This window comes from Streptomyces sp. NPDC041129 (assembly GCF_055592265.1).
Window position 1 is genome coordinate 250,944 of record NZ_JBVIYV010000004.1, and the last position, 23,489, is coordinate 274,432.

At 72.9% G+C, this 23,489-nt stretch carries 22 protein-coding genes; 10 read left to right on the top strand and 12 right to left on the bottom strand.

Annotated features, from left to right (window positions below; translation table 11 throughout):
* Positions 1 to 48: 48 nt before the first annotated feature.
* Both afsR and afsS read left to right on the top strand, forming a co-directional pair.
* Positions 49 to 3,012, top strand: coding sequence for an SARP-family global regulator AfsR (gene afsR, locus ACZ6B1_RS16760; protein WP_468778996.1), 2,964 nt, complete (start codon positions 49 to 51; stop codon positions 3,010 to 3,012).
* A 202-nt stretch (positions 3,013 to 3,214) separates the two neighbouring features.
* Positions 3,215 to 3,403, top strand: coding sequence for a regulatory protein AfsS (gene afsS, locus ACZ6B1_RS16765; RefSeq protein WP_468778998.1), 189 nt, complete (start codon positions 3,215 to 3,217; stop codon positions 3,401 to 3,403).
* Between the two features lie 76 nt (positions 3,404 to 3,479).
* On the opposite strand, the gene ACZ6B1_RS16770 is transcribed toward afsS, so the two are convergent.
* The 3 genes from ACZ6B1_RS16770 to kbpA form a co-directional block, all read right to left on the bottom strand.
* Complete coding sequence (locus ACZ6B1_RS16770) at positions 3,480 to 4,049, bottom strand: hypothetical protein (RefSeq protein WP_468779000.1); 570 nt, start codon at positions 4,047 to 4,049, stop codon at positions 3,480 to 3,482.
* A gap of 81 nt (positions 4,050 to 4,130) precedes the next feature.
* On the bottom strand, positions 4,131 to 6,473 hold the full coding sequence (locus ACZ6B1_RS16775) for an outer membrane protein assembly factor BamB family protein (RefSeq protein WP_468779002.1): 2,343 nt from the start codon (positions 6,471 to 6,473) through the stop codon (positions 4,131 to 4,133).
* A 191-nt stretch (positions 6,474 to 6,664) separates the two neighbouring features.
* Positions 6,665 to 7,399 (bottom strand): AfsK-binding protein KbpA, encoded by a 735-nt coding sequence (kbpA, locus tag ACZ6B1_RS16780; RefSeq protein ID WP_468779004.1) that lies wholly within the window; start codon positions 7,397 to 7,399, stop codon positions 6,665 to 6,667.
* 134 nt (positions 7,400 to 7,533) lie between these two features.
* Here kbpA and ACZ6B1_RS16785 point away from each other — a divergent pair, with 134 nt between their 5' ends.
* Entirely contained in the window at positions 7,534 to 8,169 is a 636-nt protein-coding gene (locus tag ACZ6B1_RS16785; RefSeq protein ID WP_468779398.1) for a TetR family transcriptional regulator, read from the top strand.
* A 127-nt stretch (positions 8,170 to 8,296) separates the two neighbouring features.
* Here ACZ6B1_RS16785 and ACZ6B1_RS16790 read toward each other — a convergent pair whose 3' ends face one another.
* A complete protein-coding gene (locus ACZ6B1_RS16790; RefSeq protein WP_468779006.1) occupies positions 8,297 to 8,755 on the bottom strand; it encodes an Lrp/AsnC family transcriptional regulator in 459 nt (152 codons plus the stop codon).
* Positions 8,756 to 8,837: 82 nt separating this feature from the next.
* On the opposite strand from ACZ6B1_RS16790, the gene ACZ6B1_RS16795 reads away from it, so the two are divergent.
* Entirely contained in the window at positions 8,838 to 9,455 is a 618-nt protein-coding gene (locus ACZ6B1_RS16795; protein WP_468779008.1) for a LysE family translocator, read from the top strand.
* Positions 9,456 to 9,555: 100 nt separating this feature from the next.
* On the top strand, positions 9,556 to 10,224 hold the full coding sequence (locus tag ACZ6B1_RS16800) for a pyridoxine/pyridoxamine 5'-phosphate oxidase (RefSeq protein ID WP_468779010.1): 669 nt from the start codon (positions 9,556 to 9,558) through the stop codon (positions 10,222 to 10,224).
* A gap of 22 nt (positions 10,225 to 10,246) precedes the next feature.
* Here the strand turns inward: ACZ6B1_RS16800 and ACZ6B1_RS16805 are convergent, their stop codons facing one another.
* Positions 10,247 to 11,110 (bottom strand): GNAT family N-acetyltransferase, encoded by an 864-nt coding sequence (locus ACZ6B1_RS16805; RefSeq protein WP_468779012.1) that lies wholly within the window; start codon positions 11,108 to 11,110, stop codon positions 10,247 to 10,249.
* Positions 11,111 to 11,266: 156 nt separating this feature from the next.
* Between ACZ6B1_RS16805 and ACZ6B1_RS16810 the strand changes: the two genes are divergently transcribed.
* Complete coding sequence (locus ACZ6B1_RS16810; RefSeq protein ID WP_468779014.1) at positions 11,267 to 12,460, top strand: flavin-containing monooxygenase; 1,194 nt, start codon at positions 11,267 to 11,269, stop codon at positions 12,458 to 12,460.
* 35 nt (positions 12,461 to 12,495) lie between these two features.
* Here ACZ6B1_RS16810 and ACZ6B1_RS16815 read toward each other — a convergent pair whose 3' ends face one another.
* On the bottom strand, positions 12,496 to 13,407 hold the full coding sequence (locus tag ACZ6B1_RS16815; RefSeq protein WP_468779017.1) for a hypothetical protein: 912 nt from the start codon (positions 13,405 to 13,407) through the stop codon (positions 12,496 to 12,498).
* 61 nt (positions 13,408 to 13,468) lie between these two features.
* Positions 13,469 to 14,782: an MFS transporter gene (locus ACZ6B1_RS16820; protein WP_468779020.1), complete on the bottom strand. Its 1,314-nt coding sequence runs from the start codon at positions 14,780 to 14,782 to the stop codon at positions 13,469 to 13,471.
* Positions 14,783 to 14,853: 71 nt separating this feature from the next.
* Between ACZ6B1_RS16820 and ACZ6B1_RS16825 the strand changes: the two genes are divergently transcribed.
* Positions 14,854 to 15,849 carry a GlxA family transcriptional regulator gene (locus ACZ6B1_RS16825; RefSeq protein WP_468779021.1) on the top strand — a complete coding sequence of 332 codons (996 nt, stop codon included), beginning with the start codon at positions 14,854 to 14,856 and terminating at the stop codon, positions 15,847 to 15,849.
* Between the two features lie 264 nt (positions 15,850 to 16,113).
* On the opposite strand, the gene ACZ6B1_RS16830 is transcribed toward ACZ6B1_RS16825, so the two are convergent.
* From ACZ6B1_RS16830 to ACZ6B1_RS16840, 3 genes are all read right to left on the bottom strand, one after another.
* Positions 16,114 to 16,674 (bottom strand): ATP-binding protein, encoded by a 561-nt coding sequence (locus ACZ6B1_RS16830; RefSeq protein WP_468779023.1) that lies wholly within the window; start codon positions 16,672 to 16,674, stop codon positions 16,114 to 16,116.
* Between the two features lie 573 nt (positions 16,675 to 17,247).
* Positions 17,248 to 17,760 carry an EF-hand domain-containing protein gene (locus ACZ6B1_RS16835; RefSeq protein ID WP_468779025.1) on the bottom strand — a complete coding sequence of 171 codons (513 nt, stop codon included), beginning with the start codon at positions 17,758 to 17,760 and terminating at the stop codon, positions 17,248 to 17,250.
* 178 nt (positions 17,761 to 17,938) lie between these two features.
* Positions 17,939 to 18,319 carry an STAS domain-containing protein gene (locus tag ACZ6B1_RS16840; protein ID WP_468779028.1) on the bottom strand — a complete coding sequence of 127 codons (381 nt, stop codon included), beginning with the start codon at positions 18,317 to 18,319 and terminating at the stop codon, positions 17,939 to 17,941.
* Between the two features lie 333 nt (positions 18,320 to 18,652).
* On the opposite strand from ACZ6B1_RS16840, the gene ACZ6B1_RS16845 reads away from it, so the two are divergent.
* A complete protein-coding gene (locus ACZ6B1_RS16845) occupies positions 18,653 to 19,234 on the top strand; it encodes an RNA polymerase sigma factor (protein ID WP_468779030.1) in 582 nt (193 codons plus the stop codon).
* Entirely contained in the window at positions 19,231 to 20,496 is a 1,266-nt protein-coding gene (locus tag ACZ6B1_RS16850; RefSeq protein ID WP_468779032.1) for a zf-HC2 domain-containing protein, read from the top strand. Before ACZ6B1_RS16845 ends, ACZ6B1_RS16850 begins: the two co-directional genes overlap by 4 nt.
* 19 nt (positions 20,497 to 20,515) lie before the next feature.
* On the opposite strand, the gene purU is transcribed toward ACZ6B1_RS16850, so the two are convergent.
* Together purU and ACZ6B1_RS16860 are read right to left on the bottom strand one after the other, a co-directional pair.
* On the bottom strand, positions 20,516 to 21,400 hold the full coding sequence (gene purU / locus ACZ6B1_RS16855) for a formyltetrahydrofolate deformylase (protein ID WP_468779034.1): 885 nt from the start codon (positions 21,398 to 21,400) through the stop codon (positions 20,516 to 20,518).
* Positions 21,401 to 21,512: 112 nt separating this feature from the next.
* Positions 21,513 to 22,013 carry an SCO4402 family protein gene (locus ACZ6B1_RS16860; protein ID WP_468779036.1) on the bottom strand — a complete coding sequence of 167 codons (501 nt, stop codon included), beginning with the start codon at positions 22,011 to 22,013 and terminating at the stop codon, positions 21,513 to 21,515.
* 117 nt (positions 22,014 to 22,130) lie between these two features.
* On the opposite strand from ACZ6B1_RS16860, the gene ACZ6B1_RS16865 reads away from it, so the two are divergent.
* The gene (locus tag ACZ6B1_RS16865) at positions 22,131 to 23,459 is read left to right on the top strand and encodes an ABC transporter substrate-binding protein (RefSeq protein ID WP_468779037.1); all 1,329 of its coding nucleotides are present in this window, start codon (positions 22,131 to 22,133) and stop codon (positions 23,457 to 23,459) included.
* Positions 23,460 to 23,489 lie beyond the last annotated feature (30 nt).

Here is a 23,489-nt window from a genome sequence, read left to right on the forward strand (position 1 = left end):
CAAACTGACGGGGTTGTTCGGGATGACGGGTCCTAGGGGGTCGGACGCATGGACGGTGGGCCGCGAGTGCCTGAGCAGCGGCGTCCCGGCTCCGCGGCCGTCGCGGAACCGGAGGCGACGCGCTTCGGCGTGCTCGGTCCGGTGCGGGCCTGGCGCGGCACGGAGCCGCTGAACACCGGCTCACCCCAGCAGCGCGCCCTGCTGGCCGCCCTGCTGCTGCGCGAGGGCCGGACCGCGACGGCGGCGGAACTCATCGACGCGCTCTGGAGCACCGAGCCACCGTCCCAGGCGCTGGCGGCGGTGCGCACGTACGCCTCCCGGCTCCGCAAGGTCCTCGGCCCCGGCGTCCTGGTCAGCGAGTCGGGCGGCTACGCGGTACGGGGCCTCGGTGAGGGCGCGCTGGACCTGGCGGTGGCGCAGGAGCTGGCGACGGAGGCGGACAAGGCGCGCGGCAGCGGGGACCTGAGGCATGCGCGGGAGGCGCTGGGCCGCGCCCTGGCCCTGTGGGACGGCGAGCCGCTCGCCGGTGTCCCCGGGCCGTACGCGGAGGCGCAGCGGGTACGCCTGGAGGAGTGGCGGCTGCAACTCCTGGAGTCCCGGCTGGACATGGACCTGGAGCAGGGCTGCCACGCCGAGGCGGTCTCGGAACTGACCGCCCTCACGGCCGCGCACCCGCTGCGTGAACGCCTGCGCGAGCTGCTGATGCTGGCGCTGTACCGCAGCGGCCGCCAGGCGGAGGCCCTCGCGGTGTACGCGGACACCCGCCGGCTGCTCGACGAGGAACTGGGCGTCGAACCGCGCCCGGGCCTGCGGGAACTCCAGCAGCGCATCCTCCAGGCGGACCCGGCCCTGGCCGAGCCGTCCGCCCCCGCCGCGGAGCCCGCCGTGGTGGCGGTCCGGCCGGCGCAACTCCCGGCTTCGGTGCCCGACTTCACCGGCCGCGCGGCCTTCGTGGACGAGTTGAGCGAGGTCTTGGCGTCGGCGTCCGAGGCGGAGGGACGGGTGATGGCCGTCTCGGCGCTGGCCGGGATCGGCGGCGTGGGCAAGACGACGCTGGCGGTGCATGTGGCGCACCGGGCGCGTTCCGCCTTCCCGGACGGCCAGTTGTACGTGGACCTGCAGGGCGCCGGCCCGCGCTCAGCCGAGCCGGAGACGGTGCTGGGCTCCTTCCTGCGGGCCCTGGGCACGGCGGACTCGGCGATCCCGGACAGCCTGGAGGAGCGGGCGGCCCTGTACCGCTCGGTGCTCGACGGCCGCCGTGTCCTGGTCCTGCTGGACAACGCGAAGGACGCGGCCCAGGTGCGGCCCCTGCTGCCGGGCACGGAGGGCTGCGCGGCGCTCGTCACCTCCCGGGTGCGGATGGTGGACCTGGCCGGTGCCCATCTGGTGGACCTGGACGTCATGTCCCCCGACGAGGCCCTGGCCCTCTTCACGAAGATCGTCGGTGATGAGCGGGTGGCGGCGGAGCGGGAGGCCGCGCTGGACGTGGTCGCGGCGTGCGGCTTCCTGCCCCTGGCGATCCGCATCGCCGCGTCCCGCCTGGCGGCGCGCCGCACCTGGACGGTCTCGGTCCTCGCGGCCAAGCTCGCGGACGAGCGGCGCCGGCTGGACGAACTCCAGGCGGGCGACCTGGCGGTCAAGGCCACGTTCGAGCTGGGCTACGGTCAGCTGGAGCCGGCCCAGGCCCGCGCGTTCCGCCTGCTGGGCCTCGCCGACGGTCCCGACATGTCCCTGGCAGCGGCGGCAGCGGTCCTGGACCTCCCGCCGGAGGACACGGAGGACCTGCTGGAGTCCCTGGTCGACACCTCGCTCCTGGAGTCCGCGGCCCCCGGCCGCTACCGCTTCCACGACCTGGTCCGCCTGTACGCCCGCTCCTGCGCGGAACGGGACGAGCAGCCGCCGAGTGAGCGGGAGGCGGCGATGTCGCGGTTGCTGGACTTCTATCTGGCCACGGCGGCGGGGGTCTACGCGCTGGAGCGGCCGGGGGATCGGACCGTCGCTCATCTCGAGCGGACCCGGTACGACGGTCAGCGGTTCTCCGACGCCTCGGAGGCAACGGACTGGCTGCACGCGGAAGCGGAGCCCCTCCTCGCGTGCGTCCAGCAGTCGCTGAAGCCCGCGACGCTGCGTCGCGCCGTCGACCTCCTGCTGACCACCATAGATCTGGCGGAGTCCGGGGCCGGATCCCGGCGGTACGAGACGACGGCCATCGCGGCGTGCGATGCGGCCGCGGCTGCCGGAGACCAGCACGCCGAGACGCGGTCACGCATCACCTTGGCCCAAGTCCTGAGTCAGGCGGGCCGGTTCGAGGAAGCGGAGCAGGAGGCCAAGAGGGCGGATCTGCTCAACGAGAGCGCCAACGACCCCTGGGCCAGCAGCACCGCCCCCAACCAGCTGGGCATCATCGCCATCTGCCGGTCCCTGTACGCCGACGCGGAGGGCTACCTCCTCAGGGCGATCAGGGCCTTCCAGAACGATGAGAACAAGCCCGGCGAGGCGAGCGCGGTCTGCAACCTCTCGCGCTCACTCGCGTCGATGGGCCGCGGCGCACAGGCCATCGAGCTTGCCCAGCGCGGGATCAAGATCTACGACGAGCTCGGCATGTCCGTGCGCCTCGCCAACGCGCGTTACGCCTCGGGAATCGTCTTCACGCAGGCCGGCAGGCTGTCGGACGCCCTGGAACAGCTCGAGAAGGCGCTGCACATCTTCCTGGAGAGCCGTCAGCGCCTCTGGGAGGGGACCACGCATTTCCGCATCGCCCAGGTACATCTGGCAGCACGCCGTCCGGCTCAGGGGGCCCAGCACGCCGAGCAGGCACTGGCGATCGGTTGCATCGGCGGCGACTGGATGCGGGCCAACGCCCTGACCATTCTGGGCAAGGCACTGGAGGCTCTCGGTCAGCCGGACCGGGCCCGTGCCTGCTGGCTCGACGCTCTGAGGATCTACGAGGCGACGGCTTCGTCCGAAGCGGACGAGGTGCGGATCCTGCTCACCCCACTCGCAGCCGCCTAGGCGGTTGCCGGGAGCGTTCATCGAACGTTTATGGGCCGCTGCCACTCTCTTCTAAGCGATCCGCCGTGTCGGGGGGCAGACGGATCTCCTGGGCCTCACGGCTACTCTGAGGCCTCCGGAACGCCCGTTCGGCAGCCCTCGGGGGAGTTGCCGAACGGGTGGGCCCACCAAGTACGTCATCTGTCTATCGGGGAGTCCCGCCATGAGCGAAGCCAAGAAGGCCGAGGAGATCACCACGCTGGACCAGCACGCTCCTGCGCCGCCCAAGGCGGTCGAGGAGATCACCACGCTGGACCAGCACGCGCCGGCCCCGCCCAAGGCGGTCGAGGAGATCACCACGCTGGACCAGCACGCCCCGGCCCCGCCGGCCCTGGACCTGAACGGCAAGTAGACCTGACTCCCAGCGGGGGAACGGCCGCGGCGGCGCGGAGGGGGAGCCGTCGCGGCCGAGGTGTGTCCGGGGGGCGTCAGCCCACCGGTTCCGCCACCGGGTTCGCCTTGCAGTGGTGGACCTCGAGGATGAGCCCGTCGTCCGGGTCTCCGAGGCTGTCGACGAGTTTCACCTCGGCGCGGGCCGTGCCCCTGGCGGGGACGGTGACCGTCGTGAAGTTGTCGGCGACGGCCGTGCCCCGCTTGTCGTCGAACTCGACCCGTACGGTGAAGTCGCCCTCGACCGCGTTGGGGTTGGTGACCTCGACGGTCGCGTACTGGGACTTCTGCGTCGCGCAGCTCACCAGCTTCGCCTTCGCGGCCTTCAGGGACGGCGTCGGGCTGGGCGTGTACCTGGTTCCGCCGCCGCTGCCGGACGTGCTTCCGCCGGTGGTGTCGCCGTAGTAGTCGTCGTCGTAGTCGTGGTAGTGCCCGGAGCCCGACTTGCCGACGCTCGACGACGAGTCGTGGTCCTGGCTGGAGCTGCTGCAGCCGCCTCCGCCGGAGTGGCTGTGGCTGTGCCCGTGCCTTCCCGTGAAGCCGGTGAGGGCGAGCACCACCAGCGCCGACACCGCCGTGAGCCTGAGTGTGTGACCGCGTCGCTGCATACCGTCAACCTATCGGCCCACTGTCACGGCCATGTCACCGCACGGCCGCCGTCCCGTACCCGGCGGCGGCCGTCCTGCGCGTCAGGTGGTCCGCGCCGTGCCGGTCCCCTTCTCCGCGTCCAGCGCGTACACGCACCGGTCCTTGCTGCACGCGTACACCACTCCGTCCCTGACGACCGGGGAGCCGGTGATCTCGCCGCCGGTGGCGAGCTTCCAGCGCAGCCGGCCGTCGTCGGACTTGAGGGTGTACAGGAGGTGGTCGGTGGAGCCGAAGTGGATGCGGCCCTCGGCGACCACGGGGGTGCCCACGACGTCCCCGCCGGACTGGAAGCGCCACTTGGGGGTGCCGGTGACGGCGTCCAGCGTGTACAGGCCCTTGCCGCTGCCCACGTGCACATGGCCGGCCGCCACCAGGACCGGCTCGACGGAGGAGCGGGCCTCGGTCGCGATGCGCCAGCGGTCACGGCCGTCGGTGGCGTCCAGGGCGTAGACCGTGCCGAGGTAGTCGGCGAGGTAGATGCCGCCGCCGGTGACGGAGGGGCCGGGCGCGAAGGCGGGCGGGCAGAGGAAGACCGCGGGGGCCTCGAAGTGCCAGCGCACCAGACCGCTCGCCACCTCGATCGCGAGGACCCGGGTGCCGGCGGAGACGTACACGTAGCCGTCGGGGGCCGGGGTGATGCGGACCGGTACTCCGCCGCAGGAGGCCGCGTCGCCGATCGGGTACGACCAGCGCTCCTCGCCGGTGCGGGCCTCCAGGGCGCGCAGCCGGGCGTCCTGCCAGACGTAGACGGTGCCGTCGTGGACGGCGGGCCCGGACTCGGGGGACTCGAAGTCGGTCTGGCAGCCGCTGATCTCCCACAGCTTCTGGCCGTTCGCCGCCTCCCAGGCCTGGACGCCGCCGCCCCGGGTGCCGGTGACGACCGTGCCGTGGTCGGCGTGCAGCGAGTACACCCAGGCGTCCGTGTTCAGCCGCCACAGGTCGCCGCCCTCGCGGGCGTCCAGCGCGAACAGGGTGGGTCCGTCGGAGGCGTGGATCCGGCCGTCCGCGACCGCCATCGACCAGGCCACGTCCCGCGTCTTGAAGCGGCGTCGGCCGGTGGCCACATCCAGCGCGTGCACCTCGAAGGAGGTGACGTAGACCAGCTCGCCGTCGACCGACGGGGTGCCCCATACGTCGTTGGACATGCGGAACCGCCAGGGGCGCCAGCCGTTCGCCGTCTCCGGGGGCACGGCCGGGACGGGCGGCACGGCGGGGTCGGCGCCGGCCACGCCCTGGCGGGGCCGGGACCAGCCGGCCACCAGGCCGGCCTCCGGCGGGGGCGCCTTGACGGCGGCGGCGCGGGCGTCGGCGACGCGCGGGCCGGGGCCGATGGGCACGGCCGCGCCGGCCAGCCGGACCGGTCCGGTGTCGGGGGCGCCGGTCTGCGCGGCGGCCGGGACCGCGGGGTCGTAGGACGGCGGCGGGGGCACGGCCGCCCGGCCGCCGCTGCGCGGGCCGGGCGCGGTGGGGGCCGGCTTGGCGGCGGGGCGGCCACCGCGGCGGGTCTCGATGAGGCCGACCGCCTTCTCGGGCAGCCAGGCGGAGGCGGTGCCGCTGTCGTCGGAGCCGGAGCCGAACAGGTGCGGGGCGAGCTGGGCCTGGAGGTCGGCGGGGTTGGGCCGGCCGGTGGCCTCCATCTGCATGCAGGACTCGATCAGCGGGCGCAGCTCGTCCGGCAGGCCGGTGAGGTCCGGGCCCTCGCGGAGCAGCATGAACACCGTCTCGACCGGGTTGGCGCCGTGGAAGGGCGGGTGGCCGGTGGCGGCGAAGACCAGCATCGAGCCGAGCGAGAAGACGTCGCTGGCGCCGGTGACGCTGCGGGAGTCCTTCGCCTGCTCGGGGGACATGTAGGCGGGGGTGCCGACGGCGACGTTCGTCATCGTCAGGCGGGTGTTCGAGACGCCGGAGGCGATGCCGAAGTCGATCACCCGGGGGCCGTCCTCGACGACGAGGACGTTGGACGGCTTCAGGTCACGGTGGACCAGGCCCGCGCCGTGGATGGACTGCAGGGCCTCGGCCACGCCCGCCGCCAGCCAGCGCACCGCCTGCGCCGGGAGCGGGCCGCACTCGTTCACTATCTCCTCGAGGGAGGGCGCGGGGACGTAGGCGGTCGCGAGCCAGGGCACGGCGGCACGGGGGTCGGCGTCGACCACGGCCGCCGTGTAGAAGCCGGAGACCGCGCGGGCCGCCTCCACCTCGCGGGTGAAGCGGACGCGGAAGAGCTGGTCCTCGGCCAGCTCGGTGCGGACCGTCTTGATCGCCACGCGCCGGCCGGATGCCGAGCGTGCCAGATAGACCAGCCCCATGCCGCCGGCGCCCAGCCGGCCCAGCACCTCGAACGGCCCGATCCGCCGCGGATCGTGCTGCGTCAGCTGATCCACCACTTGCCTGCCACCTCCCCGTACGAGCCGCGCCACCCACATATGTACGCGACCGAAGTGCAGCGTCTCACCACCGCACCGCCATGGCGGCACGCACCCTGATTCTTCCTGGCCGGGCGGCCGGTTGCGAACCCGGTGACGAATCGGGGTGTCTCATGCCGAATAAGGTCATTTCATCGTCGCGGCGCTCTGCCTCACCGTTCCAGCAGGGCGAACGACGCCCCCTGATTGTCGGTGACGACGGCCACTCGTCCGTACGACGTCTCGAAGGGCGGCTTCTGCACCCGGCCGCCGAGCCGCCCCACGGCACCGAGGGCGTCGTCGAGGCCGGTGACGCGGAAGTGGACGAGGAAGTGCGGGGGCATCTCGGCCGGGAAGACCTCGGTGACGTCGGCACGGCCGAAGTCGGGTTCGGTCCCGGTGCCGAACAGGGCGTCGTGGAAGAGGTCGCCGTAGAAGGTGTTGGCGGCGGCCGTGTCCCGGGTGTACAGCTCGGCCCAGACGAACGTGTTCGGCTCGCGCCGCCGGCCGAAACCGGAGTGGGTGCCGGGCTGCCACAGGGCGAACACCGCGCCCTCGGGGTCGGTCACCAGGGCGGCGGTGCCGAGGTCGCCCACCGGGAACGGGGCCATCACCACCTGCCCGCCGGCCGCGACGATCCGCCGGCCGAGGGCCCGGGCGTCCGTGGTCGCGAAGGACACCGTCCACACCGTGGGCATGCGGCCGTCGGTCTTGGGAGCCAGCGAGGCGACGCGGTCGCCGTTCAGCAGGGCCCACACGGAGGAGCCGTACGACTCCTCGAAGTCCCACCCGAAGAGCTCTCCGTAGAACCGCTTGCCCGCCTCGACGTCGGGCAGCTCGGCGTCCACCCAGCAGGGGATGCCCTCGGGGTACGCCTCTTCGTTCGCGGATGCCCTGTTTTCGGCCATGCCGCCAAAGTAGCGGGGGCGCGCGCAGCCCGCAGACCAGCCACACCATGCCCGTTTCCCCCGTGCACCCCATTTGCAGTCGGCCGAATCGCGCTCAGATCACCCGTCGGTAAGCTGACGACATGACAGGACAAGTGCGTACCGTCGACGGCCGCGTGGCCGGCAGACGTGGGCAGGCGACCCGGCAGAAGCTGCTCGACTGCCTCAGCGAGATGCTCAGCTCCTCCCCCTACCGGGACGTCAAGGTCATCGATGTCGCCCGGAAGGCAGGCACCTCGCCGGCGACCTTCTACCAGTACTTCCCGGACGTCGAAGGGGCCGTCCTGGAGATCGCCGAGCACATGGCGACCGAGGGCGCCGGGTTGGCGGAACTGCTCGAGGGACGCTCCTGGGCCGGCAAGTCCGGCTGGCAGACCGCGCAGGAACTCGTCGACGGCTTTCTGGAGTTCTGGCGGCGCAACGACGCCATCCTGCGCGTGATCGACCTCGGCGCGGCCGAGGGGGACAAACGGTTCTACAAGATCCGTATGAAGATCCTGAACTCGGTGAACGGCTCCCTGGCCGAGTCGATCGGCGAACTGCAGGCCAAGGGGCGGGTGGACAAGGACGTGAACCCGGCGGCGATCGCGGGCTCGCTGGTCACGATGCTCGCCTCGGTGGCCGCGCACCAGAAGGGCTTCTCCTCCTGGGGCGTCAAGCAGGCCGAACTCAAGCCCAACCTCGCGCTGTTGGTCCACCTGGGTGTGACCGGCAAGAAGCCGAGCAAATAACGGACGTACCGATATCCGGATTCCAGGTCCTGTCTGGCAGGCGGTGGCTCACCCGAGTGGGCCACCGCCTGCTTTTTCATCGGCCGGGGCCGGCTCTCCTCCAGGGCTTGGGTGACGGGCTCCCGCGCTATCGCGTCGCGGGCAGCGGCCGGTCCCGGACCACGTGCTTCATCACCAGCGTCGAGGTGAGCCGCTGCACCCCGGGCAGGGTCGCCAGCCGCTCGTCGTACAGCCGCTGGAAGGCCGCGAGGTCGGCGGTGGCCACCCGGAGCAGGTAGTCGGGCTCGCCGAACAGCCGCTGGGCGTCCAGGACATGGTCGAGCTCGCCGACCGCCCGCTCGAACTCGGCGACGGTGTCGCGGTCCTCCTGCCGCATGGAGACGAAGACCAGCGCCTCGAAGTTCAGCCCGAGCGCGCCCGCGTCCACCACCGCCCGGTAGCCCTGGATGGCGCCGGAGCGCTCCAGCTCGCGCAGTCGCCGGTGGCAGGGCGAGACGCTCAGGCGCACCCGGGCGGCCAGCTCGGTCACGGTCAGCCGCCCCTCCTGCTGAAGCTCGGCAAGGATTTTCCGGTCCACGTCGTCCATGAGGAAGATTCTCCCTCCTATCGTTGGATGCAGGGCAAACAACAGGAACACTTTCGGGCCATTCACGCCTAATGTCGCCGGTATGGAACCGGGCCTGCTCTTCTCCTTTCTCGCCGTCGACCTGCTGCTGGTGTGCGTGCCGGGCGCCGACTGGGCGTACGTGATCGCGACCGCCCTGCGCGGCGGCCGGGTACCGCGCGCGGTGGCGGGACTGGTCTGCGGGTACGCCCTGCACACGGTCCTGGCGACGGCGGGCCTCGCGGTCCTGGTGGCGGGCTCGCCCCGATTGCTGACGGCCCTGACGGTGGTGGGCGCGGGCTATCTGCTGTGGCTGGGCTGGGGTGTGCTGCGCCGTCCGGCCGTACCGGACGCGGACGCCGGCCCGCCGGCCGACGACAGGCTCTTCCTGCGGGGTGCCACGATCAGCGGCCTCAACCCCAAGGGCCTGCTGCTCTACCTGTCCGTACTCCCCCAGTTCCTCACCCTCACCGGCGACCGGCTGCCCGTACCCGCGCAGACGGCGACGCTGGGCCTGCTCCACATGGCGTGCTGCGCGGCCGTCTATCTCACCGTCGGCGCGCTCGCCCGCGTCCTCCTCGCCGCCCGCCCGGCGGCGGCCCGCGCGGTCACCCGTACCTCGGGCGCGGCGATGCTCGGCATCGGCGCGCTGCTGCTGGTGGAGCGGCTGGCGACGCTCTGAGGGCCGGCGGCTCCTCGGCGAGCGCGCCCCGGTGACGCCGGGCCGGGACCGGGGTGCGTACAGGGCGAGTACGGCCGCCGCGGGCGGCCATACTCGCCCCATGGCACAAAAGGATCTCCACGACATGCTGCGGTCCCTGCGGGTCTGGGCCCCCGGGGTCACCGAGCTGCGCCCCTTCGACCCGGACACCGCTCCCCCGACGCCCCTGCCCCTGTTCACGAGCTGGTTCGCGGAGGCGGTGGAGGCCGGGCAGCCGGAACCGCACACGATGTCGCTGGCGACGACGGACGAGCAGGGCAGGCCTGACGTACGGATCGTCATGATGCACGGCGCCGACGCGGACGGCTGGTCCTTCGCGAGCCATTCGACGAGCCGCAAGGGCCGCGCCCTGGACGCCCACCCCTACGCGGCCCTGGCCTTCTACTGGCCGGCACTGGGCCGCCAGGTGCGGGTGCGCGGCGCGGTGGCGTCGGCCCCGTCGCACGAGAGCCTGGCGGACCTGCACGCACGCTCCACGGGCGCGCTGGCGGCGGCCCTGACCGGCCGGCAGAGCGAGGACCTGTCCTCGTTGGAGGAGCTGCGGCAGGTGTCGGAAGCGGCCTGGGAGCGGGCCCGCGAGAACCCGTCCGAGCCCTCCCCCACCTGGACCCTGTACCGACTGCGCCCGGAGGCGGTGGAGTTCTTCCAGGGCGACCCCGACCGGCGACACGTACGCCTCGAATACCGGCGCACGGAGTTCGGCTGGAGCAAGAACCTCCTGTGGCCGTGACCCACCTCGCCCCGGGGCGGGTTCAGTCCCCGAACCCCCACACCGCGAAGTCCGCCACCCCCCGGTATCCGATCCGCTGGTAGAGGCCGTTGCTGGTGGGGTTGGCGAGGTCGGTGAAGAGGAGCACGTGGGCCACACCGGCCGTCACGGCGGCGCGGCTGACCTCCGCCGTCACCGCGCCCGCGTAGCCGTGGCCGCGCAGGTGTGCCGGTGTGTACACCGGGGCCACCCGGACCTGGCCCGCCGTCTCCGGGGTCGCACCGGCCATGGAGACGGGCGTGCCGTCGGGGGTCTCCCAGAGGGTGAGGCCGCCGTGGGCGATGCGGGCGTCCGCCCAGGGGCCCGCGCCCTGGCCGGCGCTCTGCCCGACCGCGTCCTTGAACTCGTCGTACCAGCGCGTCAGCAGGTCCCGGTCCGCCGGTCCGGCCGCCCTGGCCCGGCCTTCCGGGGGCGGTTGCGGGGCACTCAACTCGGCCAGCTCGTAGAGCCGTTGACGCTGTGCGAGCCGGGCCGGCGCGCCGGTTCGCCGCTGCCAGGACGCGGTGAAGGCCGCCGCCGTGGCGCCCTCGCCGGAGACGCCGGCGAGCGGGTGGCCGGCGTCGGCCAGACGGGTCGCCAGCGCCTCGGTGCCCTCCGGGCCGAGCGGGGTGAGGTGGAGCGGGAAGGGGGGCGTGTGGAGGAACGCGGCGTGGACGCCGTCGGCTCCGTCCCGCAGCATGCCGAACAGTGGGGCCTCGTCGCCGTACAGGTGCCGGCCCCGGCTGCGCAGTGCGTCCAGCACCGTCAGCGGGACCGTGTGCAGGGCCGGACGGGAGCGCAGGAAGCCGCCCGCGCGGGCCATGAACGCGTCCGGGTCGTCGGTCAGCTGCCAGTCGTCAGGGCGCATGCGCCCATGATCCGGCTCGGCAGTCCGGTGAAAACAGCGGATTTCCCGCTCCCTGCCACCGATCCCGCCCACTTTCCCTACACGCGTGATCAATCCGCAACCAATTCCGGTCTTGACCGAGACCCATCAACCGGGTGTGTGATTACGCTCGCGCTCATGGCCGACTCCCGTCCCTCCTCCGCGCGCCCCTCCGCGACCCCCGCCGACCGTCCCGTCTACGTCATAGGCGCCGGCCCCGGCGGACTGGCCGCCGCGCACGCGCTGCGGGCCCGGGGGTTGCGGGCCGTGGTGCTGGAGAAGACGGACCGGGTGGGCGCCTCCTGGCGGCGGCACTACGACCGCCTGCACCTGCACACCACCCGGCGTCTGTCGGCCCTGCCGGGCCTCGCGATCCCCCGCAGGTTCGGGCGGTGGGTGTCCCGGGACGACGTGGTCCGGTACCTCGAGAAGTACGCCGAGCACCATGAGCTGGAGATCGTCACCGGCGTGGAGGTGTTCCGCGTCGAGCGCGCCGGGGACGGCGACGGCTGGCTGCTGCACGCCTCCGGCGGGCGGGAGCTGACCGGCAGCGCGGTGGTCGTCGCCACCGGCCACAACCACACCCCGCGGGTGCCCGACTGGCCGGGCCTGGACGGCTACGGCGGGGAGTTCCTGCACGCCGGGCAGTACCGCGACGCGCGGCCGTACGCGGGCCGGGACGTGCTGGTCGTGGGCATCGGCAACACCGGTGCCGAGATCGCCGTCGATCTGGTGGAGGGCGGCGCCGCGCGGGTGCGCCTGGCCGTGCGCACCGCCCCGCACATCGTGCGCCGCTCGACCGCCGGATGGGCCGCCCAGTACACGGGTGTGCTGGTCCGGCGGCTGCCGGTGCCGATCGTGGACCGGCTCGCGCGGGCCCTGGGCAGGTTCATCACCCCGGATCTCGCCGCCCACGGGCTGCCGCGTCCCGACAGCGGGCTGTACAGCAGGGTGCGCGAGGGGGCCATCCCCGTGCAGGACGTCGGGATCGTCGAGGCGGTGCGCGGCGGGAAGGTGGAGATCGTCGCCGCCGTCGAGGGGTTCGAGGACGGGAAGGTGGTCCTCGCCGACGGCGGCCGCCTCACGCCGGACGCCGTGATCGCGGCCACCGGCTACGAACGGGCGCTGGAGGGGCTGGTCGGGCAACTGGGCGTGCTGGACGGACGCGGCAGGCCCGTGGTGAACGGGCCCCGCACGCCGCACGGGGCCCCCGGCCTGTACTTCACCGGGTTCACCAATCCGATCAGCGGCATGTTCCGGGAGCTGGCGATCGACGCGGAGCGGATCGCCAGGGCGGTGGCCAGGACGCTCGCGGCGGGCGCCCGGCGGTGACCTCGCCGCTCGGACCTCCCTGACGTCGGCTCGGGTCAGCCCTCCCGCGTCAGGACGCACAGCCGGCCCGCGTCCGGATCGCCGAACAGGACGTACAGCTCGGGATCCTCCTCGGTGCCGCCGAAGGTCCAGTCGGTGTCCTCGCCGCAGTCGCCGTCGAGGCTCAGCAGAATGCCGCCGCGGCCCAGGTCGTCCCGGTGGTGCGGCTTCCAGGTGCCGTCGCCCGCGCACTTGACGTACTCGTGGTCGAGCCAGTCGTAGTCCGGGGGCTCGGCGGGCAGCCGCACCGCCGTCGCCCGCCCGTCGGGGCCCAGCCGCAGTTCGGCCCCGTCGTCGCCGTGCCATACCCCGGCGAGCCGGGCGGTGGTCAGCTCGGGGGGCTCGTACTGCTCGACGACGCCCGTCTCGGTGGCGAGGAACCCGCCGCCCAGAGCCGCGAGGAAGAGGACCGCCGATCCGGCCGCCGCGCGCCACCAGACGCCCCACTGCCGCCAGGCGCGCCTGCGCGCGCACCCGACCCAGAGGGTGGGCAGGACGCCCAGGGCCGTCAGGACCGGGACGGACGTGGTGAGGGACCACAGCGGTACCGTCACCCCGCCCCAGACGACGGCCGGGGCGAGCGGCGTCACCAGGTGCCAGAGCCAGGACGGGCCGCCGAGACGGCGGCCGGCCAGGCGGGCGAGGACCACCGCGGGCAGGGTGAGGGCGAAGGTCAGCGCCATGCCCAGCAGCGGCAGCAGCAGCGGCGCGAAGAGGAGCACGCAGAGCGCGCCGAGGGCGCCGCCGGAACCCGCTCCGTAGTCGTCCTGGGCCGTGCTGACGACGATCCACCACAGCAGGCCCGCCGCCGGAAGCTGCGCCCCGCCCATCGCGGCCGCCGCGCCCAGATCGGCGGCCGACCAGTACACGTTCCCGCCGGGTCTTCCCGGTGTCTCTCCCCGCCCCATGGGCGCAGCCTACGGAGCGGGGACGCGACCCTCACCGGCGCCCTCGCCCCGGGCGGTCCCGCTAGACCGGCTGCGCGAGGACCGGTGCCGCGATCGCCGGGCGGCGGCGGATGACCAGGGCCATCAGGGCCGCCACCGCGCACAGGGTGCCGGAGGCGTACCAGACCATGTTGTAGGAGCCGAAGACGTCGCGGGCGGCACCGCCGAGATAGGCGACCAGGGCCGCACCGACCTGGTGGGAGGCAAGCACCCAGCCGAAGACGATGGCGCTGTCCTCGCCGTACTGCTCCCGGCACAGGGCCAGGGTGGGCGGGACGGTGGCCACCCAGTCGAGGCCGTAGAAGACGATGAAGAAGACCATCGGGGGGTGCACCGACGGGCCGAGCAGCATCGGCAGGAACAGCAGCGAGACACCGCGCAGGGCGTAGTAGACGGCGAGCAGGCGGCGCGGCTCGAAGCGGTCGGTGAACCAGCCGGAGGCGATCGTGCCGACGACGTCGAACACCCCGATGACCGCCAGCAGCGAGGCGGCCGCCGTGACCGGCATGCCGTGGTCGTGCGCCGCGGGCACGAAGTGCGTCTGGATCAGGCCGTTGGTGGAGGCGCCGCAGATCGCGAAGGTGCCGGCCAGCAGCCAGAACGGGCCCGTGCGGGCGGCGGAGGCGAGGACGCCGAGGGTGCGGCGGGCGGCGCCGGTGGCCGGGGGCGGCTTCGGTACGAACTCCTGGGCGCCGTACGGCTTCAGGCCCACGTCGGCCGGGTGGTCGCGCAGCAGGATCCACACGAACGGGACCACGGCGAGGGCGGCCAGGGCCACGGTGACGGCCGCCGGGTGCCAGCCGTGGTTCTCGACCATCCAGGACAGCACCGGCAGGAAGATGAGCTGGCCGGAGGCGGAGGCGGCGGTGAGGATGCCGCTGACCAGGCCGCGCCGCTCGGTGAACCAGCGGTTGGTGACGGTGGCGGCGAACGCCAGAGCCATCGACCCGCTGCCGAGGCCGACCAGCAGGCCCCAGCACAGCATGAGCTGCCAGGGCGCCGTCATCCAGACGGTGGAACCGGCGCCGATCGCGATCACGGTGAGCGCGACGGCCACCACCCGGCGGATGCCGAAGCGGTCCATCAGCGCGGCGGCGAAGGGCGCGGTGAGCCCGTAGAGCGCCAGGTTGACCGAGACGGCCGCGCCGATGGTGCCGCGCGACCAGCCGAACTCCTGGTGCAGCGGGTCGATGAGGAGACCGGGCAGGGAACGGAAGGCCGCCGCGCCGATGATCGTGACGAACGTGACGGCGGCGACGTACCAGGCGCGGTGCACCCGGCGGCGCCGGGCGGGCGGGGCCTGGAGCGGAGCGGCGGCTTCGGTTGTCTGAGTCACGTCATAGAGCCTCCTGGAGGCGGTGCCGCACAGCGAGTGGCCCGAAGGACAGCGTTCGCTAGGATCGGGCCATGACCGTAGGCGAGGAGTCCCGCCCGCACCGCATCGTCGTCCTGGCCCTGGACGGCCTGCTCCCCTTCGAGCTCGGCATCCCGCACCGGATCTTCGGCCGCCCCAGGGACGCCGCGGGCCGGCACCTGTACGAGGTGGTGACCTGCTCGGTCCGGCAGCCCGGCCCGGTCGACACGGACGCCGACTTCGCGGTGCACGTCGCGCACGGCCCCGAGGCGCTGGAGACGGCCGACACGGTGATCGTCCCGGCGTCGTACGAACTCGGCCCGCTCTACGACGAGGGCAGGCTGACCGACGAGCTGGCCGCCGCGCTCGCCCGCATCCGGCCCGGCACCCGCCTCGCCTCCATCTGCACCGGCGTGTACGTCCTCGCCGCCGCCGGACTCCTCGACGGCCGGCCGGCGACCACGCACTGGGCCGACGCCGAGCGGTTCCAGCGGATGTTCCCGAAGATCGACGTCGACGCGGACGTGCTGTTCATCGACGACGGCGACGTGCTGACCTCGGCCGGGGTGGCCGCCGGGATCGACCTGTGCCTGCACATGGTGCGCCGCGACCACGGCACGGCCGTCGCCAACGAGGTGGCCCGCCGCACCGTCGTACCGCCGCACCGCGACGGCGGCCAGGCCCAGTACATCGAGCGCCCCGTGCCCGATCCGCAGCTCGCCACCACCACCGCGGCCCGCGCCTGGGCGCTCGGCCGGCTGCACGAGCCGATCCAGCTCCGCGACATGGCCGCGCAGGAGTCCATGTCGGTGCGCACCTTCACCCGCCGGTTCCGTGAGGAGGTCGGCGTCAGCCCCGGCCAGTGGCTCACCAGGCAGCGCGTGGAACGCGCCCGGCACCTGCTGGAGTCCAGCGAGCTGTCGGTCGACCAGGTGGCCCGGGACGCCGGTTTCGGCACGGCCCAGTCGATGCGCCAGCATCTGCAGCAGGCGCTCGGGGTGACGCCGACCGCGTACCGGCGGACCTTCCGCATGGGGTCGATGCGATGAGTCGTCCACAGCCTGTGGACAAGAGCGGTGTCCGGACCGGCGGCGCGCCCCCGCCTCCGGCCCGCGCCGCCGCCCGTCGCGACCCGCGCCCGGCGAGGACCCCGCCGCTTCCCGGGCCCTCGCCGTCCCCTCACGGCGAGCCGTCGCCACCAGCGTGTTCATTCGGTGACGCGTCGTCAACGCGCCAGGGGTGATTGGTCGCTCATGCCCGGTTCGCGGTGACCGCGCATGGATGTGTCCGGGGCGCACCGGAGCGCCGGACGCCTACACCGCCTCGAAGGCGAAGTCCTCGTACGCGGTCAGACCGCCCCCGTACGCCGGTGTCGCGCCCTCCCGGGACTGTGAGCAGCGGTCCACTTCGCACCAGATGCTCTTGCCGGAGCCCTCGGGGTGCCAGCCCCAGCGGTCGGCAAGGCAGTCGACGAGCGCCAGCCCCCGGCCGCCGGTGGCGTCACCGCCCGCGCAGCGCGGGACGGGTGCGCGGGAGCTGGTGTCGGCCACCTCGAGCCGCACGGTGGCCGAGGCGACCGGACGCTTGGCGACCGCCGGGCCGGCGGCGTCCGCCGCCGCGTCGGCTCCCGTGACCGTCGTCGCCCCCGCCGCCGGCTCGGCCGCCACCACCGGCGCCTTCCCCGGCAGGGAGAGCCGCAGCACGGCCGGACGGCCGGTGTGCACCACGGCGTTGGTCACCAACTCGGAGACCAGCAGGACCAGCGTCTCGGCCAACGGCTCGTCGGCCCCTATCCCGAGCCCGGAGAGCCGCGAACGGGCCCATCTCCTGGCCCGCCCCACCTCCGCGGGGTCGGGCCGGATCTCCAGCTGCACTTGAAGCACCTGCACCGCTCACACCATCCGAACCGGCGGACACATGGCCCCGCGCCACACGAACGCCGCGGCACAAACCGCGACGCGCACCACGACGAGGGCCACGATCGTAGCCATTTTCTGCATGGCCAGGACAACGGCCAGAGCAAGGGTCACGGAACGTGATTCCCTTACGAGACAGCATGGTTGACGTACAGTCACCCCAACAAGCGCTTCGGGCATATTCCAGCGCGAAGGAGTACGCGTGCGGCATACTGTGCGACGCGCTCGCCGGGGAGTCGAACAGGCGGGGAAACGGACGGCGACTTGGGCCCGTACCGCCCCGCGAGCAGCGGCGCACACCGCGCGGTCCGGGGACGACCCGGGCGCGCCAACGGCTCGGCACGTACTCGCGGCCACTCGCATCCCACACAAGGTACCCGAGGGGACGCCCGACTCCGGGACGTGACGGGTCACGTCAAGGACACAAGCCGATATCAACGCTCTGTGATGTCGGAACGCCACGATCCGCGACATCGTGGGCCAAGGATCTCCCGAACTGGATGCGCGACCGGGCGTGTTGCACGGCGATCGCTACTCGGGAACGGTGAAGTACCGCGCGAAGGCCGGGACGATCTCCGACTCACCGACCCTGCCGTCTCCGTCGGCGTCGAGGGCGGTGGCGGTCGCCAGGGCGACGTCCTCCGGGACGCGCAGCACGCGCAGCACGCGGACGGTGTCGGGAACGGTGGCACGGCCGTCCGCGTCCGGGTCCGCGACGGCCAGGGCCGCGTGCAGGAAGGGCCGGGCGATCTCGGCGAAGCGGTCGGGGTTGTCACGCAGCCGCTTGACCGCGCCGGTGACGAACTCCTCGCGGGTGATGCGCTGGTCGCCGTCCCGGTCGGCGATGCCCGCCATGCCCTGCCAGAACGCCTCCGCTCCGGCGTAGAGCGCCTGTCCGCGGTCGGAGCGGGCGGGTACGGCGAACTCGGCGAGCAGGGCCTTGGCCGCGGCGCTGAAGTCCTCGCGGTCGATGTAGCCGTTGCCGTCCTGGTCGAAGCCGGCGAACCGGGCGGCGATCCTGCGCTCGTACTCGGTGCTGACCATGTCTGTTAGGGCCGCCTTTGTGTCGACGTGGAGGGTGATCCGGCTGGGAGCGTACGTCGCGGGTGGCGGACAGGTGACGGGAAAACGGCGGTTGTGCCAAGACCGGGGGAATTTCGCGACAACCCTGTGGCGGCGGCCGCGTGATGTGCTCAGGCCGGCGGTCGGGCCTGTGGAGGGCTCAGGCGGACAGCGGGCCGGCCTCGTCGGTCACGGCGGACTCGACGTCGGGGCGGACGTCGAAGAGCCGGCGGACGCCGAGCGCGCCGAGGACCCGGTTGACGTGCGAGCCGTCCTCCGCGCCCCGGTCCGGCAGGATCAGCCGCAGCCGGCCCTGGCAGGAGCGGATCAGCCGGCGGGCGGCGATGAGCACGCCGACGCCGCTGGAGTCGCAGAAGAAGACCTCCGAGAGGTCCAGCACCAGACTGTGGTGCCCCTCGGCGACCACGTCGTGCACCCGCTGACGGAGCACCGGCGAGGTCATCAGGTCGAGTTCCCCGCCGACCTGGAGCACGGCCCACCCGTCCTGTTCGACGCCGGTCACCTTGAATGTCACGGCCACGCCCCTCCGCTCGCCGGTTCGCGGAACCGCCCGGAAACGGAAGCAGTTCCTACGTTTCTTTCCGCGCGGCTGCCCAGCGGCCGTTCCCTGAAACTTCGAGCCGCAAACCGTGCACGATCGACAAGGGGCTTGTTTCAGTCACTATCGATCCTGTTCGATCGTACTTGGACGCCGATTGAGTGAAGGATGTGTGAAGGGGGCACTATCACCTGCGACGTCTCGGGGGGCGCACATTGACACAAAGGGGCGTGCGTTGTCGGACGTGCCGACTACATTCGAGATGACGGTGCAGACACGCTGGACCTGCCGGACGAGGCCGAGGGGAGGGGCGACATGGCGCAGAAGGACGTACCGCCCCGCTGGGACCGCAAGATGCAGCAGCGGCTCGCACGCGGCGAGGCCGCGGCCCTCGGCGAGCTGTACGACCGTTTCGCCTCCCTCGTGCACAGCCTCGCCCACCGGGTCCTCGGTGACGAGCGGGCCGCCGACGGGGTCACCCGCGAGGTGTTCACCCACGTCTGGGAACACCCCGACTCCTACGACCCCAAGCAGGGCCCGCTGCGCTCATGGGTGGCCCAGGTGACCCACCGGCTGGCCGTGCAGCGGCTGCGCGCCACCGAGTCCGCCGCGCTCACCCCGGGCGGGAGCGGCTCCGCGGAGGAGCTGGAGAGCCTGGAGAGCAAGGTGCGCCGCGCCTCGGTCGCCGCCCGCGCCGACTACATCGTCCACTCCATGCCCGCCCCGCTGCGCGCCGCGCTCGAACTGGCCTACTTCCAGCGGCGCGACTACCGGCAGGCCGCCACCGACCTCGGCGTCACCGAGGACGAGGCCCGCCGCCGGCTCCGCCTCGGCCTCCAGCTCCTGTCCACCGCCCACGACGCAGGCAGCCCGCGGGGATACGGAGGTGCGGTGTGAACGGCCCCGAGGGCTTCGCGGCGCACGACGGGCCCGGCAACGGCCGCGAGCCCCGCATCCCGCCGCCCCGCGCCTCGGTCGAGGACAGCGGGCTGCCCCTGCCCGACCTCGCCGATCCTGGGGAACCCGTACCCGTGCCGCTCGAGTTGTCGCACGCCGTCCTGAAGTCCCTCCTCGGCGCCTGGGCCCTCGCGGCCTGCTCGGCGGCGGAGACGGCGGCCGTCGAGGAGCACCTCGGCGACTGCGGGGCCTGCGCGGACGAGGCGCGCCGGCTGCGCGAGGCGGTCGGTCTGCTGCACCAGCCGGAGAGCCTCGACCTGGACCCGGCGCTGCGCACGCGCGTCCTGGAGAGCTGCCTGAACCGCCGTCCGCCGCGTATCCCGCTGCCCGAGTGGGCGGCCCCCTACGACGCCGAGACCGCGCGGCTGGACGCGCTGCTGCAGGACTTCGGGGACGCCGAGTGGCACGCGCCGGTGCGACTGCGGTGGTTCGAGGCCGACGAGGCGACGAGCCGCCGTACCACCGTCGCCGGGGTGATCGCCCATCTGCTGTCGGTGGACGGGCTGGTCGCGGTGGCGCTCGGTCTGGACGATCCGCTCACGGAGGCCGTCGGCCGTGAACAGGCCGCGGCGGGACCGGCCGCGCGCACCGACGCGTACTGGCGCACGTCGCACTTCCCGCCGACGCGGTCGGTGCGGGCGCCCTGGCGGGAGCAGAGCCACCGGCTGGTGCGGACGGTGTCCTTCACGGGCGGCAGCGCCGGCGGACTCACGGTTCGGTACGGCGACTTCGGGCTGCCGTTGCGCGACGCGATGCTGGACCGGGCCTTCGAGTGCTGGGTGCACGCGGAGGACATCGCGGAGGCGGTGGACTATCCCTACGAGCCGCCCGCGCCGCGGCATCTGCACCGGATGATCGACCTGGCGGCCCGGATGCTGCCGGCGGCGCTGGCCGAGCGGCGGCGGGCGGGGCTGTCCGCGACCGGCCGGCGGCCGCGTCTGGTCACGGCCGGAGAACCGGGGCGCAGCCTGCGGCTGGAGATCGAGGGTGCGGCCGGCGGGGAGTGGCTGATCCCGCTGGACTCGCCCGGCGCGGTGGGCTCCGCCGAGTTCGAGGTGGCCCATGTCGCGCTGGACGGCGTGGAATTCTGCCGCCTGGCCGCGGGCCACGTGCCCCCGGAGGAGGCCGCGGCCGGGCAGGTCGGCGACCGCGAGGCGATCCGGGACGTCCTGTTCGCCGCGGCGGGGCTGAGCCGGATGTGAGCGTACGGCCCGGCAGGCCCTAGGCGAACACCACCGTCCGGCGGCCGTTGAGCAGGATCCGGCGCTCGGCGTGCCACTTCACCGCGCGCGCCAGCGCCTGGCACTCCACGTCGCGGCCGACGGCGACCAGGCCCTCCGGGGTGACGTCGTGGCCCACCCGCTCGACCTCCTGCTCGATGATCGGGCCCTCGTCGAGGTCGGCGGTGACGTAGTGGGCGGTGGCGCCGATCACCTTGACGCCCCGCGCGTGCGCCTGGTGGTACGGCTTCGCGCCCTTGAAGCTCGGCAGGAACGAGTGGTGGATGTTGATGATCCGGCCGCTGAGCTGCTTGCACAGGTCGTCGGAGAGGACCTGCATGTAGCGGGCGAGGACGACCAGTTCGACGTGCTCCTCGCGCACGATCTCCAGCAGCCGCGCCTCGCCCTCGGCCTTGTTCTCCTTCGTCACCGGGATGTGGTGGAAGGGGATGTTGTAGGAGCCCACCAGCTCCTCGAAGTCGGTGTGATTGGAGACCACGGCCGCGATCTCCACCGGCAGCGCCCCGATCCGCGCCCGGAACAGCAGGTCGTTCAGGCAGTGCCCGAACTTGCTGACCATCAGCACGATGCGCATCTTCTCGTCGGCCCGGTTGATCTGCCAGTCCATGTGGAAGGAGTCACCGATCGCCGCGAAGCTCGCCCGCAGCTTCTCCACGGTCACCGGAGCCTCGGCCGAGAAGTGGACGCGCATGAAGAACAGGCCCGTGTCGTGGTCGCCGAACTGCTGGCTGTCCTCGATGTTGCAGCCGGTCATGAACAGGTAGCTCGACACGGCGTGCACGATGCCCTGCTTGTCCGGGCAGGAGAGGGTGAGGACGTACTGGTCGGCCGGGTGGGCGGCGGCGCGGGCGGGCTGCTCGTTCATGCACCACAGGTTCCCACACCGGCCGTCCGCCGTGGACGGTCGTCCCGCAGGGCGGGACGGGGCGGAAGCGGCCCGCGGGCACCGGAGGCGGCCCGCGGAGGAGCGCTGCCGCCTACGCGGTCCTCGTCATGATCCGCAGGACGTCAAGGCTGCGCGGGGCCGTGTCCGGATCGTCGCCGTCACTGGCCGCGAGACGCAGGTGCGCGTCCCGTGCCGCCCGCACCGCCTCCGGCCACGCGTGGTGGTCGAGGTAGGCGGAGACCGGGGCGTCCGGGCCGACCTGGTGCATGATCCGCAGCACCCGCAGCACGGCCGTGTCGACCAGCGCCGCCTCCTGGGAGTCGCGGAATATCGTGCCGACGTACTTCTCCGCCGACCAGTTGTCCAGCCAGGTGTCCTCCACCAGCCGGTACACCGCGTCGGTGACGTCGCCGTATCCGTCCACGCCTGCCAGCCAGACGTCCTGCTGGAACACCGGGTCGGAGAGCATGTGCAGCGCGGAGCGCACATTGCTGCGCCAGCGCCACCACGGCATGTCGTTCAGTGGCATGCCGCCCATGGTGGAGGAGCGACGGCCGCGACGGGAAGAGTTCTCCGAACCTTGCACGGTCATCGATCGTACGTTCCTCGCCACACCGGTCGCACCAGCCCCCTGAATTCACCTGGGTGTCACCTTTCATTGACCGAGGGTCACTCTCGGGTTAGTGGTGTGAGGGAATCGTGCGTGTCCATGACCGGCAGGCGACGCATCCGCAGCACCTTCCTCCTCCCCTTCACCCGGCCCGTCAGAGCGACCGTGCTCTCCGCGGGCGCACTGGCCGCGGTCGCGTCGCTCACCGCCGGATGCGGGGTCATCCCCGGTGCCACGGGGGGCTCCGGGGATGACACGATCAAGGTGATGACGTGGGCGCCGCAGAACACGGACGCCACCAACAAGCCGGGCATGCCCGCGATGGCCCGTGCCTACGGCAAGTGGATCAACAGCCGCGGCGGCGTCAACGGCCGCAAGCTGGAGATCCTGACCTGCAACGACCACAACGACAGCGTGGGCGCGGCGAAGTGCGCCCGGCGCGCGGCCGCCGAGGACGTGGTCGCCGTCGTCGGCTCCTACAGCCAGTACGTCGACTCCTACCTCGCCCCGCTGGAGAGCGCGGGCATCCCCTACATCGGCGGCTACGGCATCAGCAACGACGAGTTCACCGGCCAGATGTCGTACCCGGTCAACGGGGGTCAGCCCGCCCTGCTGGCCGGCCTCGGCCGGGCGCTGGCCGCCGCCTGCGGCCCGGTCGCCCTGGTACGCCCGGACAGCATCGCCGGCGACCAGTTGCCCACCCTGCTGGACTCGGGCCTGAAGGAGGGCGGGCACGCGGCGACCGGCGACCAGCTCGCCGCCGAGAACGCCACCGAGTACGACTCCCAGGCCGAGCAGGCGCTGCGGACCGCGACCAAGGACGTGACGAGGAAGGGCTGTGTGGTGCCCGCGCTCGGGGACCGCACCGGCACCTTCATGGACTCCTTCCGGCGGGCCCGCGACGCCTTCCCGGCGGTGCGCACGGCGACCGTGACGGGCAGCGTCGACCAGAGCGTGATCAACGCGACGGGCGGCGCGTCGAGCCCGTACGAGGGGGCGTACATCACCGGCTGGTACCCGGTGACGTCCGACCCGCGGTGGGACCCGATGAAGAAGGTCATCAACGAGGAGGCCTTCGGCGACAACCGCATCGACCCAGCGGACGCCGGGGTGCAGACCACCTGGATCGCCTACACCGTGCTGAAGGCCGTGCTGGAGAGGATCGGCGGCGGCGAGGTGAGCGCCGACAGCGTGCGGCACACCCTCAACAAGGGCCTGAAGGTGTACACCGGCGGCCTCACCCCGACCCTGCACTGGCCCTACGAGGGCAAGCTCGCCGGTCTCGGCCTGCCCCGGCTGGTCAACGCCGACGTGACCCTTCAGGTGGTCCAGGACGGCAAGCTGGTCCAGGCGAAGCAGACCGCGGGCTCGGGATTCGACGGAATCACCGACATGACGAGCACGCTCCAGGGAGCGAACCTCGTCTGACCCGGCCCGCGGCGCGGCGGCCCGGCCACC

What these genes read in the sequence shown, in the direction of transcription:
- afsR (WP_468778996.1), top strand. Translation starts at nt 49, where the DNA reads ATGGACGGTGGGCCGCGAGTGCCTGAGCAGCGGCGTCCCGGCTCCGCG.
- afsS (WP_468778998.1), top strand. Translation starts at nt 3,215, where the DNA reads ATGAGCGAAGCCAAGAAGGCCGAGGAGATCACCACGCTGGACCAGCAC.
- ACZ6B1_RS16770 (WP_468779000.1), bottom strand. Translation starts at nt 4,049, where the DNA reads ATGCAGCGACGCGGTCACACACTCAGGCTCACGGCGGTGTCGGCGCTG.
- kbpA (WP_468779004.1), bottom strand. Translation starts at nt 7,399, where the DNA reads ATGGCCGAAAACAGGGCATCCGCGAACGAAGAGGCGTACCCCGAGGGC.
- ACZ6B1_RS16790 (WP_468779006.1), bottom strand. Translation starts at nt 8,755, where the DNA reads ATGGACGACGTGGACCGGAAAATCCTTGCCGAGCTTCAGCAGGAGGGG.
- ACZ6B1_RS16795 (WP_468779008.1), top strand. Translation starts at nt 8,838, where the DNA reads ATGGAACCGGGCCTGCTCTTCTCCTTTCTCGCCGTCGACCTGCTGCTG.
- ACZ6B1_RS16800 (WP_468779010.1), top strand. Translation starts at nt 9,556, where the DNA reads ATGGCACAAAAGGATCTCCACGACATGCTGCGGTCCCTGCGGGTCTGG.
- ACZ6B1_RS16805 (WP_468779012.1), bottom strand. Translation starts at nt 11,110, where the DNA reads ATGCGCCCTGACGACTGGCAGCTGACCGACGACCCGGACGCGTTCATG.
- ACZ6B1_RS16810 (WP_468779014.1), top strand. Translation starts at nt 11,267, where the DNA reads ATGGCCGACTCCCGTCCCTCCTCCGCGCGCCCCTCCGCGACCCCCGCC.
- ACZ6B1_RS16815 (WP_468779017.1), bottom strand. Translation starts at nt 13,407, where the DNA reads ATGGGGCGGGGAGAGACACCGGGAAGACCCGGCGGGAACGTGTACTGG.
- ACZ6B1_RS16825 (WP_468779021.1), top strand. Translation starts at nt 14,854, where the DNA reads ATGACCGTAGGCGAGGAGTCCCGCCCGCACCGCATCGTCGTCCTGGCC.
- ACZ6B1_RS16835 (WP_468779025.1), bottom strand. Translation starts at nt 17,760, where the DNA reads ATGGTCAGCACCGAGTACGAGCGCAGGATCGCCGCCCGGTTCGCCGGC.
- ACZ6B1_RS16845 (WP_468779030.1), top strand. Translation starts at nt 18,653, where the DNA reads ATGGCGCAGAAGGACGTACCGCCCCGCTGGGACCGCAAGATGCAGCAG.
- purU (WP_468779034.1), bottom strand. Translation starts at nt 21,400, where the DNA reads ATGAACGAGCAGCCCGCCCGCGCCGCCGCCCACCCGGCCGACCAGTAC.
- ACZ6B1_RS16860 (WP_468779036.1), bottom strand. Translation starts at nt 22,013, where the DNA reads ATGACCGTGCAAGGTTCGGAGAACTCTTCCCGTCGCGGCCGTCGCTCC.
- ACZ6B1_RS16865 (WP_468779037.1), top strand. Translation starts at nt 22,131, where the DNA reads ATGACCGGCAGGCGACGCATCCGCAGCACCTTCCTCCTCCCCTTCACC.